The following is a 12,620-nucleotide window of genomic DNA, read 5'->3' as shown; positions in this document are numbered from 1 at the left end:
GGAACGGCTCGCTCGAACCACCCTCTACGGCGTAGCGCGATCCGTCCCGTGCCAGCCCGCGACGTCGATGACATCGGACGCCACCGAGTGCTCACCGACCAAGTCCTCATACTGCAGCGTCACCTACGGTATCGAATGTACGATCGGATCCTCGTCGGGACGGACGGCAGTCGCGACGCCGAGGCGGCCGTGACCCACGCGATCGACCTCGCTCGACAGGTGGGGGCGACACTCCACGCGGTGTACGTCGTCGACACCAGGACGGAGTACGATAACGACATCGTGGACCCGGAGACCGTCCGGCGGACCCTGACCGAGGAGGGCAAGGCCGCGCTGGCCGCGATCGAACGCCAGAGCGGTCCCGAGACGCCCGTCGTGACCGAGATCCGGGAAGGCGCTCCATCCGAGGAACTGCTCGAGTACGTCGACACGAACGGGATCGACCTCGTGGTACTCGGGGCGCAAGGCCGTTCGGCGTTCAAGACGATCCTGCTCGGGAGTACGACCGAAGCCCTCCTCCGAGCGGACGAAGTTCCCGTCCTGGTCGTCGGGGACCGCGACGAGTGAAAACGACTGCATCACGCGGTACGACGCGCCAACGGATACGACGTCGCCGTCCGCCGGAAGTGAACGCGCATCCGGGAAGGTCTCGGTGGGAGTGGTCGGCCCTCACGATCGATCGGGCGGCCCCCCTGCGCGTTACTCGCCTGCGTCCCGCGCGTGCTCCCGGATGCCGTCGGTGATGACGTCGAGGCCGTTGTCGGCCTGTTCCTCGGTCATCACGAGCGGCGGCAGCAGCCTGAGCACGTTCTTCTCGCGGCCGGCGTTCCACACGAGCACGCCCCGGCCGTAGCAGTACTGCTGGATCCACTCGACGGCGTCGGAGTCGGGCGCGCCGTCGTCGTCGACGAACTCGGCGCCGATGAACAGCCCCCGACCGCGCACCTCGGCGACGAACGGGGAGTCCTCGGCGGCCTCGCGGAGCCGACCTCGGATGTGCTCGCCGAGGTCGGTCGCGTGCGAGAGCAGGTCGTGGGCCTGGATGTACTCGATGGCCCGGATGCCGCCGCGCATGGCGGGGACGTTGCCGCGGAACGTCCCGATGTGACCGCCGGGCCCCCACGTGTCGAGCTCCTCGCGGTACATGAGCGCCCCCAGCGGGAGGCCGATGCCGCCGATCCCCTTCGCCATCGGCATCGCGTCGGGGGTCACGCCGGACCACTCGGAGGCGAACCACTTCCCGGTCCGACCGAACCCGGACTGGATCTCGTCGACGATGAGCGGGATGTCGTTCGCCTCGGCGAGCTCCTTCAGCCCAGGGAGGAACTGTTCTGGCGGTTCGACGACGCCGCCCTCGCCCTGGATCGGTTCGACCCAGATGCCGGCCGGGTTCGTCAGCCCGCCGTACGGGTCCTCGAGGGTCTCGCGCACGCCCGAGAGAATGTCCTTCGTCGCCTCGTCGGGGTCGTCGCTCCGGAGCGGGTACGGGTACGGGACGTGGACGACGTCCGAGAGCAGCGGCGTGTAGTCCTTCTTGTACTTCCGGCCGCTGGTCAGCGAGAGCGCCCCCGACGTCGAGCCGTGGTAGGCGCCCTTGAACGAGATGAGGCCGTGGCCGCCGGTGTTGTACTTCGCGAGCTTGATCGACCCCTCGATCGCGTCGCTCCCGCTCGGCCCGCCGAAGATCACCCGGTTGTTGTCCGCCAGGTCGCCCGGCGCGATCTCGTTCAGCTTCTCGATGAACTCGATCCGGGTCTCAGTCGGGAAGTCGATCGTGTGGACGAGCCGCTCGGTCTGCTCGTTGACCCCCTCGACGACGTACGGGTTCGAGTGGCCGACGTTGAGCACGCCGATCCCCGCGAAGAAGTCCAGGTAGACGTTCCCGTCGACGTCCCGCACCGTCGCGCCCCGGGCCTCGTCGAGCGCGATGGGGACCGACCGGGGATACGCGACGGCGCTGGAGTCGATCTCGCGCTGCCGTTCGAGGAGCGACCGCGACTCCGGCCCCGGGACGTCGGTCGTCATCCGGGGCTCCTGGGCGAGGTGTACGTCCTGGATCGGTGGACCTGTCATCGGTTCCCGAATGGACCACGGAACCAAATAGCTTGCCCAAAATCCCACTCAGTTCTCTGAGATTAGACGCTGTCCGAGTTTCAAGATTGTATATGTACAGTGTACGGAGAGGGTGGCCGAGCGGCTTCATTGTGCTTCTGCAGGAGCCGCTCGCCGAGCTTCCCTTCCAGTCCGACAGCGACCAGGAAAACGAAGGGCTACGGCGCGTTTCGCTTCACCGACGCGAACCGACGCTACGTCTTCGGGGAGAGATCGAGTTCGAGGAGCGTCTCGATATCGTAGTTGCGCAGCGGGTTCGGCTCCTGCTTGATCGTCGAGATGACGAACTTCGAGCTCGTGCGTTCGACGCCGTCGACCGCCTCGTACGACTCGACGAGGTCCTGGACGAACGAGCTGTTTGGGAGGTGAGCGGTGACGATGAAGTCCGTGTCGCCCATGGTGAAGAAGACGTTCGAGACGCCGTCGATCGCGCTCAGCTGTTCGCCGACGGTCTCGTGGTACCCCTCCTTGTACTCGGCCATGACCTCGGTGATGACGGTGACGGAGAGCCCGATGGCCTCGGGCTCGATCTCGAACAGGTCGTTCTTGATGACCCCGTCGTCGCGCAGGTTCTGGAGGCGGTAGTGTACGGTGGACTTCGGCGTGCCCGTCTCGTCGGCGATCCGCTTCGGGCTGGCCTCACCGATCTCGGCGATGGTCTTCAGGATCTCGAGGTCCTGCTCGTCCAGGCTCATTGCCAGCCCCCGTCGGCGCGTTCGGTCATGTATCTGCTGGCTTCCGGCGGGACGGCGATTCCGGCTGGGCGACCGAAGCACTCCGCCGTCGGCCGTCGGATCCGCTGGGTCACGGGTTCCCCCCGTCCGCACCGTCGGCCGACGCGAGCCGGCGGGTCGTCCGGGCGAACACCTCGGCGCCCGCGACGACGTCGTTCCACTCGGTGAACTCCCGCTCGTTGTGGGTCTGCCCGTCGACGCTCGGAACGAAGATCATCGCGGCGTCGGTCAGCTCCGCGAGGTAGGACGCGTCGTGACCGGCGCCGCTGATCATCCGCATCGAGGGGTGGTCGCTCCCGTCGGCCGCGGCCTCGATCGCGTCGGCGACCGACGGCGCGAACTCCGTGTGGGGGATGCGCCACAGTTCGGTGAGGTCGTACTCCGTTCCCTCCCGGTCGCAGGCCGCCCGGAGTTCGTCGTCGACCCTGTCGACGGCGTCTAGGACCACCTCGTCGTCGTACGAGCGCACGTCCACCGTGAACGTCGTCTCGGCGGGGATGACGTTCACGGAGTCGGGTTCGACCGACAGTTCGCCCACGGTCGTGACGACGTCGTCGTCCAGTCGGCCGGCCATGCGGCGGACGGCGGTGACGACGTCCGCGGCGGCCACCAGCGCGTCCGACCGCGTGTGCATGGGGGAGGGACCGGCGTGGTCCGCGTTCCCGCGGATCGTCGCTTCCAGCCACGCCATCCCCAGCACCCCCTCGACGACGCCGATCGTGTGTCCCGCCTCCTCGAGGCGGGGGCCCTGTTCGATATGCAGTTCGAGCGCAGCGTTCGGGACCTCGTCCGGACCGACCGGGTCCGTTCCCCGGTAGCCGATCTCCTCGAGCGCCTCGGCGACCGTGGTCCCCTCGTCGTCCGTCTCCGCGAGGACGGTGTCGAGGTCGTGGGTCCCCACGTAGGTGCCGCTCCCGGTCAGCGCCGGCTTGAAGCGGGCGCCCTCCTCGTTCGTCCAGTTGACGATCTCGATCGGCCGCGCGGTCTCGATCCCCTCGTCCTCCAGGATCCGGAGCGTCTCCAGCGCCGAGAGCACGCCGAGCTGGCCGTCGTAGCGACCGCCCTTCGGCTGGGAGTCGAGGTGCGAGCCGATCAGCACCGGCGCGAGGTCCTCTGTCCCCGGCCGGCGCCCGAAGACGTTCCCGAGTTCGTCGATCCGAACCGAGAGCCCCAGCTCCTGCAGGTCGTCGACGAACCGGTCGCGCACGCGGCCGTCCGCCTCCGAGAGCGCCAGCCGATGCAGCCCGTCACGGTCGGTCGCGCCGATGGAGGAGTACTCCTCGAACGAGACGCGGAGCCTATCGGGGTCGATGAGTCCCATGGGGATGGATACGGAGCAGCCTAAATATACCTTGTTCAAGATTCAGTGGTGGAACCCAAATACTGTCCCCAACATTAATTCTGAATGGGACGCCAGCTAGTTTTCCCGTTAACTATATCCGTCCGCTATCGATTGACATTGGCATGGTAGATAGAAACAGGCCAGACGTACCGAACCAGAGGTCCGATCCGGCTTCGCTGGGGGAGAACACGACGGCAGACGGGATGGGGATCCCGTCCCCGAGCCGTCGGGGGTTCATCCGCGCGACCGGCGCGGGAGTCGGACTCGCCTCGATGGCCGGCTGTCTCGGCGGTGGCGGCGGCGCCAGCGGCGGGCTCACCATCGGGTTCTACGGCCCGTTCTCCGGGCCGACCTCGAACATCGGCCAGCAGAAGCGGATGGCCGCCGAGCTCTCCCGCGACCTGATCAACGAGGACGGGGGCGTCCACGGCGAGGATATCGAACTCGTCTTCGGGGACTCCGAGTCGGAACCCTCGGCGGGCCGAAACGAGGTCAACCGGCTCATCTCCCAGGAGAACGTGGACGTCGTCGGCGGCGGCTTCCACAGCGACGTCGCGCTGGCGACCATCGAGGTGACGTCCCAGAACGACACCCCGCAGATCCTCGACGAACCGGTCTCGAGCGAGATCGTCTCCAAGATCAACGAGCAGGAGCTGTGGAACGTCTTCAAGACGACGCCCCCCTCGGAGGCGTACGCGGTCGGCTGGCGGAAACTGATCACCCAGTTCCAGGAGAACGAGATCGGCTACTTCCCCTACCAGGACAAGACAGTCGCGATGATCGGCGAGGACACCTCCTACGGCCTCTCGATCATGGACCTCATGAAGGGAGAACTCGACAAGATCGGCTGGGAGATCATCTCCGAGGACGAGGTGAGCCTCGACGAGACCGACTTCACCTCGCTGCTGGCCCGGATCCAGGAGAACGACCCCGACATCGTCTGGGCGGTTCAGACCTCCTCGTCCGGCGCCGGCAACCTGGCGCGACAGTTCGCCGAGACCGGGTTCGAACAGACGCACCTGTTCCACAACTACGGCCTCACCATCTCGGACGCCCGCGAGACGGCCGGGGACGCGGCGGACGGCGCGATGACGCTGCTGAACGCCGGCCGGGTCGACCCGCTGCTCGAGGAGCAGGGTGTCCTCAGCGCGTGGGACGACGCGTACGACGCCGACATGACGGGGAGCGCCGCCCTCTCGTACCAGAACGTCAAGGTCATCGCCGAGTACGTCCGGGCGTTCGACGGCATGGACGCGTTCCGGTCGGCCAGCGTCGACGAGTGGGCGGAGACCGTCATCTCCCACGATCCGATCCCCGGCGGCACCGGCTACATCGACTTCAAGGACAACCACGAGGCCGCGTGGGGCAGCACCGACAACCAGCCGGCGCTCGGCTACCAGGTCCTCGGCGGCGAACTCAACCTCGTCTGGCCGAGCGAGGTCGCGACGTCGGAGATCGACGGGAGCGTGTACTGACGTGCGCGTCGACACACAGCCACGCCGCACCCCGTCGCGGGCGGCAACCCACACGAACGACACATGAACGTCAGGGAAGTCGAGACGGACGCCGAGCGCGCCGAAGTGTTCCCGGTGCTGACGGAGCTCCGCTCCCACCTCGACCGGGAGGAGTTCGAGGCGCTCTACGAGGAGATGGCCGCGGAGGGCTACCGGCTCTTCGCCGGCTACGACGACGACGACCCCGTCGCGGTCGCCGGCGTCACCGTCTCGACGAATTTCTACCTCGGCAAGCACGCCTACGTGTACGACCTCGTGACGACGGCCGACCGTCGGTCTGAGGGCCACGGGAGGCGGCTCCTGGAGTTCGTCCACGAGTGGGCGGCCGACAGAGGATGCCAGGCCGTCGAACTCGAGTCGGGGCTGTGGCGCGAGGACGCCCACCGGTTCTACGAGGAGCTGGGATACGAGAAGTACTGCTACTCGTTCAAGTATGACCTCCAGTAAGACGGAACGACGTCGGAGTACAGCGCGCTCGGGGCGGTCGGTCGGTCGCCGCGTACCGGCCGCACGCCGCCGGCCCACGAGTCGAGACGACGGGGAACGTCGACGCCCCGGGGGACGATGACGACGGAAGTCCCGTACGAGTCGGCGCGGTCCATCGCCGACGGGGTTCGCTCCGGGGAGCTCTCGCCCGTCGACGTTGTGGAGACGTACCTCGACCGCATCGAGCGGTTCAACCCCGACCTGAACGCGCTCGTCACCGTCACCGCCGAGTCGGCGCGCGAGGCCGCGGCGGAGGCGGAGCGCGCCGTCGAACGCGGCGACGACCTCGGCCCGCTCCACGGCGTGCCGGTCGCCATCAAGGACCTCAACCGCACCCGCGGCGTCCGGACGACGTACGGCTCGGCCGCGTTCGCCGACAACGTCCCCGACGTCGACGACACCGCCGTCGCCCGACTCCGCGAGGCGGGGGCGATCGTCGTCGGGAAGACGAACACGCCGGAGTTCGGCCGCAAGACCGTCACCGACAACCCCCTGTTCGGCGCGTCGGCAAACCCGTGGGACCTCGACCGGACCACGGGCGGGTCCTCGGGCGGGAGCGCAGCGGCGGTCGCGGCAGGGCTCGTCCCCATCGCACTCGGGTCGGACGCCGCGGGCTCAATCCGGATCCCGTCCAGCGCCTGCGGCGTGTTCGGGCTCCTCCCCGACTTCGGCCGCGTCCCCGACGGCCCGGACCGGCCGGACGCCTTCGAGAACGTCCTCCCGTACACGTTCCTGGGACCCATCGCGCGGACGGTCGGCGACGCGGCGCTCATGCTCGACGCGATGGCCGGCCCGGACGTGGGAGAACCGTACAGCCTCCCGGCGCCGGAGGGGTCGTACCTCGACGCGCTGGACGCGTCGGTCTCGAGCCTGACGATCGGCTACTCGCCCACGTTCGGCGGGTTCCGGGTTGACCCCGTGGTCCGCGAGGCGGTCGAGTCCGCGCTCGACACCCTCTCGGCCGCCGGCGCGACCATCAGACAACTCGACCTCTCCTTCGGGGACTCGTGGGACGAGCGCCACGACGCGCTGGAGTGGATCCTCCAGGAGCGGTACGTGGGGCTGTACGAAAACCTCAAACGGACGGCGGGCGTCGACCTCCTCGAGACGGACCGGGAGATCACGCCAGAGGTCGTCTCGCGCATCCGTGCGGGGCTCGAACTCGACGCCAGCACGATGGCCGCGGCGAGACGGCGCCGGACCGCCGTCTACGACGAGATCCAGCGCGGGCTCGACGGCGTCGACGTCCTCGCGACGCCGACGCTCTCCCGGACGGCGCCCGAACTGGAAACGACCGACCCGACCGTCGACGGGGAGCCGGTCCACCCGATGCACGGCTGGACGCTCACCTGGCCGCTCAACCTGAGCGGCAACCCGGCGGGGTCAGTCCCCGTCGGCTTTGACGACGGGCTCCCCGTCGGGATGCAGCTCGTCGGGCATCGGCTCGACGACCGGGGGGTCGTCGCCGCCTGCGCGGCCGTCGAACGTGAGCTCCCGTGGGTCGGGTCGTACCCGCCGACGGGGCTCGGGGGGACGGCGTGACCGACGACGTGCTCGTCACCGAGGGGCTGACGAAGTCCTTCGGCGGCATCGTGGCCGTCGACGAGCTCGACATGCGCGTCGAGCCGGGCGAACTCGTCGGGCTCATTGGCCCGAACGGGGCCGGCAAGACGACGACGCTCAACCTCGTCACGGGCTTTCTCAAGCCGACGAGCGGGCGGATCACCTTCGACGGCGAGGACGTGACGGGCGAGGACCCGAACCAGCTCTCGCGGCGCGGCATCGGCCGCACCTTCCAGATCGCGAAGCCGTTCGGGCGGCTGTCCGTCTACGAGAACATGCTCGTCCCCAACGTCCCGTACGGGCCGGACGAGCGGGACGAGCGCATCCGGACGCTGCTCGAGGAGCTCCACCTCGATCACGTCGCGGAGAACCGCGCGGACGAGATCAGCGGCGGCCAGAAGAAGCTGCTGGAGCTGGCGCGCGTGCTCATGCTCGACCCGGAGCTCGTGCTGCTCGACGAACCCGCCGCGGGGGTCAACCCGGCACTCATGGACGAGATCATCGAGGACATCAAACGGATCAACGCGGGCGGAACCGCCATCCTCGTCATCGAACACGACATGTCGGTGATACGCGAACTGTGCGAGCGCGTCGTCGTGATGAACGCCGGCCGGAACATCATGACGGGCACGTTCGAGGAGGTTCAGAGCGACGAGCGCGTCCGGGACGCGTACCTCGGGGGGACCTGAGATGAGCCTGATCGAACTGCACGAGGTCGACACCGGCTACGAGGAGAACCAGGTCCTGTACGACCTGTCGATGCGGATCGAACCCGACCGGGTGAACTGCATCATCGGGCCGAACGGCTCCGGGAAGTCGACCACCCTCAAGGCGATCTACGGGCTGATCGACGTCTGGGACGGGACGATCAGCATCCGCGACGAGGACGTCACGAACTGCCACCCGCGCGACGTGCTCGAACGGGGGGTCGTGATGTTGCCACAGGACGGCAACGTGTTCCCGGAGATGACCGTGAAGGAGAACCTCCGGATCGGCGGCTACCTCATCGACGACGACGAGGTGCTCGAGCGACGGTACGAGCAGGTGTACGACATGTTCCCTGTGCTCGAGGAGAAGCGGGGCCAGCGGGCGGACCAGTTGAGCGGCGGCCAGCAGATGATGGTCGCGTTCGGGCGGGCGATGATGCCCGACCCGGACATCCTCCTGCTGGACGAGCCGAGCGCCGGCCTCGCGCCGGACCTGGTCGCGGACGTGTTCGAACAGGTGGAGCTGTTGAAGGACCAAGGTGAAGACATGATCATCGTCGAACAGAACGTCCGCGCCATGCTCGAGATCGCGGACTACGTGTACGTCCTCGACCAGGGCCGGCTCGAGTTCGAGGGCGAGACCGAACAGCTCCGGGACGAGAGCGACATCATGGAGATGTACATCGGGGAGCGGCACGGATGACCCGGACCGTTCGCCCGCGGGTCGACGCAGGCCGGTCCCGGCACGAAGCAGGGGGGTCCGGAACCGATTCGACCACACGGCGCACGCGCGCCGAAGGGGTCGTGACGCGTCACCCGGTCGTCGGCCGGGAGGAGGGTCCGGATGGTTAGCGGCGGGCTGCTCGTCCAGCAGGTGGTCAACGGGCTGTTCTTCGGCGGCCAGCTCGCGCTCATCGCGGTCGGCCTCACGCTCATCTGGGGGGTCGCGCGCGTCCTCAACTTCGCGCACGGCGCGATGTTCATGGTCGGCGGCTTCGTCGGCTTCTACACGCTCGGCGCGACCGGGAGCATCCTCCTCGCGTCGGTGCTGGCCGTGATCGTCGTGTTCGTGCTCGGCTACGTCGTCGAGCACTCGTTGCTGGAGCCGATGCGCGACCGCGAGGAGTTCGACATCGCGTCGATGGTCGTGACGCTCGGGCTCGCGATCTTCCTGGAGAACGCCATCCTCGTCGGCGTCGGCTCCCAGCGGAAGTCGTTCCCGACGTTCACCGACGTCATCTGGAACGTCGCGGGGGTGACGATCAGCGTCCAGCGGCTCGTCATCTTCCTGATCTCCCTCGTCGCGCTGGCCGCGCTCTTCCTGATCATCACCCGGACCAAGCTCGGGCTCGCCATCCGGGCGGTCTCACAGGACAGCGACACCGCGCTCCTCATGGGCGTGCGACCCAAGCGCATCTACTCGATCACGTTCGGCGCCAGCGCCGCGCTCGCGGGACTCGCGGGCGTGCTGCTGGCGCCCATGTTCTCCGTCTACCCCTCCGTGGGGTGGTACCCGTTCCTGCTCGCGTTCATCGTCGTGATGGTCGGCGGGCTGGGGAGCGTCAGGGGGACGCTCGTGGCCGCGCTGGGACTGGCGATCGTCAGGAGTATCAGCATGATCTGGATCGCAAGCGAGACGGCGATGATAGTACTGTTCGCGATCATGGTGGCGGTCCTGATCGTCAATCCCGACGGCATCGGGGGGTGGCTCGACGGATGACCGCCTCGACGTTCCGGACGGCGCTCGGGCGGGCCCGCCAGCGCCTCGCCGAGGACGCGCGGAGCAGGAACGGCCGCGCCATCGCGGTCGGAACCGCCCTCGCGTTGCTCGCGCCGCTCGCGCTGACGGCGTACACCCTCGACATCGTGATGCAGCTGTTCATCGCCATCCTCGCCGTCAGCAGCTGGATCTTCATCGCCGGCTACTTCGGGATGTTCACGTTCGCCCACGCCGCGCTGTACGGCATCGGCGCATACGCCGCGGTGCTGCTCGTCGGCGAGGCGGGCGTCCACCCCGTGGCGTCGATCCTGCTCGGCGGGATCGTCGCGGGGCTGTTCAGCCTCCCGATCGCCTACCCGGTGTTGCGGCTCACCGGCGCGTACGTCGGCATGGTCACGCTCGCGTACGCGGAGATCATCTACCGGGGGACCATCCTCCTGCGCGACGTCACCGGCGGGCCGACGGGGTACACCGGATTCCCCTACCTGTTCGGCGGGGACAGCGTCGTGATGTACTACTTCGTGCTCTCCCTCGTAGGGGTGCTGCTGCTGGTGATGTACGTGCTCCTCGTGAACCGGTTCGGGCTCGTCGCCAGGGCCATCCGCGAGTCGCCCGACGCCGCGCGGATGCTCGGGAACAACGTCCCGCGCCACAAGCTCATGGGGTTCCTGATCGGCTCGTCGATCGCCGGCGTCGCGGGGGCGCTCCAGGCGTACAGCATCCTCATCATCTCGCCGCCGATGCTCGAGATCGAGCGGATGATCGAGTTCATGGCGATGGGCATCATCGGCGGGCTCCGCACCCTGAGCGGCGGCATCTTCGGCGCCGTCATCGTCTTCGGGCTCTCGGAGGTCCTGCGCGACTACGGCGAGATCAGGCTCGTCGTCTGGGGGGGAATGCTCGTCATCGTGACGCTGTTCTTCCCCAACGGCATCGCCGACAGCGACTTCGGCCTCCGGGAACGCTTCGGCGGCGACGTCCCCATCGGCGATCGGATCAGGGAGGTGATCGGGCGGTGACCCGCTCCGTCGACGCGACGGCCCGCTCGCCGCGGGGTCGTCGACCCCGGACCACCTCGAACCGACCTCGGTCGCCCTCCGACCGCACCGTACCGACCACGATAGACGCACACACTACAGCAATCAATGGACGCAACTGAGACCGTCGAGAACGCGATCGAATCGAAGCAGGACGAACTCGTCGACCTCGTCACCGACCTCGTCGAGGCCCGGACGGTGACCGGGACCGAGGAGCCGGGACAGGCGGTGGTGATCGACAAGCTCGACTCGCTCGGGCTCGATCCGGACGTCTGGGAGCCCTCGGCGGAGTCACTGGCCGACCACGAGGGCTACTTCGAGACGTCGTCGTACACGGAGTACGGCTACGAGAACCGCCCGAATGTCGTCGCGCGCCGCGAGGGCGGCGACGGGCCGACGCTCACCGTCGGCGGCCACATCGACGTGGTCGACGTCACCGACGCCGAGTGGGAGCGGGAGCCGTGGACGGTGACCCGCGAGGACGACACCCTGTACGGGCGCGGCGTCGCCGACATGAAGGGCGGCCTCGCCGCGGTCCTGATCGCCATGGAGGCGCTGGACGAGGCGGGGATCGACCTCGGGGGCGACCTCATCTTCCAGAGCACCATCGAGGAGGAGGACGGCGGCGTCGGCGGGGCGCTATCGGTCCTCGAACGCGGCTACGTCCCCGACGCGGCGGTCATCGCCGAGCCGTTCGAACTCCCGAACGTCGGCGTCGCCAGCGCCGGCGTGATGTACTTCCGGATCCGCGTCCCGGGCAAGAGCGTCCACGCGGCGTGGGGCCACCAGGGCGTCAACGCCATCGGCAACGCGGCGACCGTGTACCAGGCGCTCGAACGGCTCGACGAGGAGCGGAAGGCCCGCATCGACTACCCGCCCGCCTACCGTGGGGAACCCGACCTGGAGGGGAACGTGACGAACCTCAACATCGGCACCATCGAGGCGGGCGACTGGCCCTCGACGCTGCCGAGCGAGGCGTTCATGGAGGGACGCATCGGCTGGCCGCCCGGCGAGAGCCGCGCGGAGGTGCGGGCACAGATCGAGGAGGCCGTGGCCGACGCGGCGGCCGAGGACGAGTGGCTGGCCGACCACCCGCCCGAGGTAGATTGGTTCGGCTGGCAGGCCGAGCCCCACGAGGTCGACCCCGACTCCGAGATCGCGACGGTCGCCTCGCGCGTCTCCGAGGAGGTCACCGGGCGGACGGGGTCGTTCGTCGGCGGGAACGCCGGGCTCGACGAGCGGTTCTTCGAGCTCTACTACGACGTCCCCGCCGTGTCGGTCGGCCCGACCGGGACGGGCCTGCACGGCGCCGACGAGCACACCACGCTCACGTCGCTGCTGGAGACGTCGAAGGCCATCGCCGGCATCGCCATCGAGTACTGCGGCATCGACGACTGAACGGCGT

The 12,620-nt window shown here is 68.4% G+C and carries 12 protein-coding genes; 9 read left to right on the top strand and 3 right to left on the bottom strand.

Annotation, left to right across the window (positions count from 1 at the left end; translation table 11 throughout):
- Positions 1-135 precede the first annotated feature (135 nt).
- Positions 136-567, top strand: a complete 432-nt coding sequence (locus HUG10_RS14430; RefSeq protein ID WP_179170241.1) for a universal stress protein — start codon at positions 136-138, stop codon at positions 565-567.
- 132 nt (positions 568-699) lie between these two features.
- Here HUG10_RS14430 and HUG10_RS14425 read toward each other — a convergent pair whose 3' ends face one another.
- The 3 genes from HUG10_RS14425 to HUG10_RS14415 form a co-directional block, all read right to left on the bottom strand.
- Positions 700-2,073: an aspartate aminotransferase family protein gene (locus tag HUG10_RS14425; RefSeq protein WP_179170240.1), complete on the bottom strand. Its 1,374-nt coding sequence runs from the start codon at positions 2,071-2,073 to the stop codon at positions 700-702.
- Between the two features lie 233 nt (positions 2,074-2,306).
- Positions 2,307-2,801, bottom strand: a complete 495-nt coding sequence (locus HUG10_RS14420; RefSeq protein WP_179171096.1) for an Lrp/AsnC family transcriptional regulator — start codon at positions 2,799-2,801, stop codon at positions 2,307-2,309.
- Between the two features lie 115 nt (positions 2,802-2,916).
- Positions 2,917-4,167, bottom strand: coding sequence for a Zn-dependent hydrolase (locus tag HUG10_RS14415; protein WP_179170239.1), 1,251 nt, complete (start codon positions 4,165-4,167; stop codon positions 2,917-2,919).
- A gap of 224 nt (positions 4,168-4,391) precedes the next feature.
- On the opposite strand from HUG10_RS14415, the gene HUG10_RS14410 reads away from it, so the two are divergent.
- The 8 genes from HUG10_RS14410 to HUG10_RS14375 all read left to right on the top strand — a co-directional run bounded on the left by HUG10_RS14410 (position 4,392) and on the right by HUG10_RS14375 (position 12,613).
- A complete protein-coding gene (locus HUG10_RS14410; RefSeq protein WP_179170238.1) occupies positions 4,392-5,663 on the top strand; it encodes an ABC transporter substrate-binding protein in 1,272 nt (423 codons plus the stop codon).
- A gap of 63 nt (positions 5,664-5,726) precedes the next feature.
- Positions 5,727-6,149: a GNAT family N-acetyltransferase gene (locus tag HUG10_RS14405; RefSeq protein ID WP_179170237.1), complete on the top strand. Its 423-nt coding sequence runs from the start codon at positions 5,727-5,729 to the stop codon at positions 6,147-6,149.
- Between the two features lie 117 nt (positions 6,150-6,266).
- A complete protein-coding gene (locus HUG10_RS14400; protein WP_179170236.1) occupies positions 6,267-7,730 on the top strand; it encodes an amidase in 1,464 nt (487 codons plus the stop codon).
- Positions 7,727-8,440 carry an ABC transporter ATP-binding protein gene (locus HUG10_RS14395; protein WP_246310151.1) on the top strand — a complete coding sequence of 238 codons (714 nt, stop codon included), beginning with the start codon at positions 7,727-7,729 and terminating at the stop codon, positions 8,438-8,440. The genes HUG10_RS14400 and HUG10_RS14395 overlap by 4 nt, the downstream gene beginning before the upstream one ends.
- A 1-nt stretch (position 8,441) precedes the next feature.
- The gene (locus HUG10_RS14390; protein ID WP_179170235.1) at positions 8,442-9,161 is read left to right on the top strand and encodes an ABC transporter ATP-binding protein; all 720 of its coding nucleotides are present in this window, start codon (positions 8,442-8,444) and stop codon (positions 9,159-9,161) included.
- A gap of 141 nt (positions 9,162-9,302) precedes the next feature.
- A complete protein-coding gene (locus HUG10_RS14385; protein ID WP_179170234.1) occupies positions 9,303-10,178 on the top strand; it encodes a branched-chain amino acid ABC transporter permease in 876 nt (291 codons plus the stop codon).
- On the top strand, positions 10,175-11,197 hold the full coding sequence (locus HUG10_RS14380) for a branched-chain amino acid ABC transporter permease (RefSeq protein ID WP_179170233.1): 1,023 nt from the start codon (positions 10,175-10,177) through the stop codon (positions 11,195-11,197). The genes HUG10_RS14385 and HUG10_RS14380 overlap by 4 nt, the downstream gene beginning before the upstream one ends.
- Positions 11,198-11,323: 126 nt before the next feature.
- Entirely contained in the window at positions 11,324-12,613 is a 1,290-nt protein-coding gene (locus tag HUG10_RS14375; protein WP_179170232.1) for an ArgE/DapE family deacylase, read from the top strand.
- Positions 12,614-12,620: the final 7 nt, after the last annotated feature.

This window comes from Halorarum halophilum (assembly GCF_013401515.1).
GTDB classification, from domain to species: Archaea; Halobacteriota; Halobacteria; order Halobacteriales; family Haloferacaceae; genus Halorarum; species Halorarum halophilum.
Note: the sequence above shows the minus strand (reverse complement) of the source record. Positions and strands in the feature narration are given on the sequence as shown.

What these genes read in the sequence shown, in the direction of transcription:
- HUG10_RS14385 (WP_179170234.1), top strand. Translation starts at nt 9,303, where the DNA reads ATGGTTAGCGGCGGGCTGCTCGTCCAGCAGGTGGTCAACGGGCTGTTC.
- HUG10_RS14415 (WP_179170239.1), bottom strand. Translation starts at nt 4,167, where the DNA reads ATGGGACTCATCGACCCCGATAGGCTCCGCGTCTCGTTCGAGGAGTAC.
- HUG10_RS14375 (WP_179170232.1), top strand. Translation starts at nt 11,324, where the DNA reads ATGGACGCAACTGAGACCGTCGAGAACGCGATCGAATCGAAGCAGGAC.
- HUG10_RS14405 (WP_179170237.1), top strand. Translation starts at nt 5,727, where the DNA reads ATGAACGTCAGGGAAGTCGAGACGGACGCCGAGCGCGCCGAAGTGTTC.
- HUG10_RS14430 (WP_179170241.1), top strand. Translation starts at nt 136, where the DNA reads ATGTACGATCGGATCCTCGTCGGGACGGACGGCAGTCGCGACGCCGAG.
- HUG10_RS14410 (WP_179170238.1), top strand. Translation starts at nt 4,392, where the DNA reads ATGGGGATCCCGTCCCCGAGCCGTCGGGGGTTCATCCGCGCGACCGGC.
- HUG10_RS14390 (WP_179170235.1), top strand. Translation starts at nt 8,442, where the DNA reads ATGAGCCTGATCGAACTGCACGAGGTCGACACCGGCTACGAGGAGAAC.
- HUG10_RS14425 (WP_179170240.1), bottom strand. Translation starts at nt 2,073, where the DNA reads ATGACAGGTCCACCGATCCAGGACGTACACCTCGCCCAGGAGCCCCGG.
- HUG10_RS14400 (WP_179170236.1), top strand. Translation starts at nt 6,267, where the DNA reads ATGACGACGGAAGTCCCGTACGAGTCGGCGCGGTCCATCGCCGACGGG.
- HUG10_RS14380 (WP_179170233.1), top strand. Translation starts at nt 10,175, where the DNA reads ATGACCGCCTCGACGTTCCGGACGGCGCTCGGGCGGGCCCGCCAGCGC.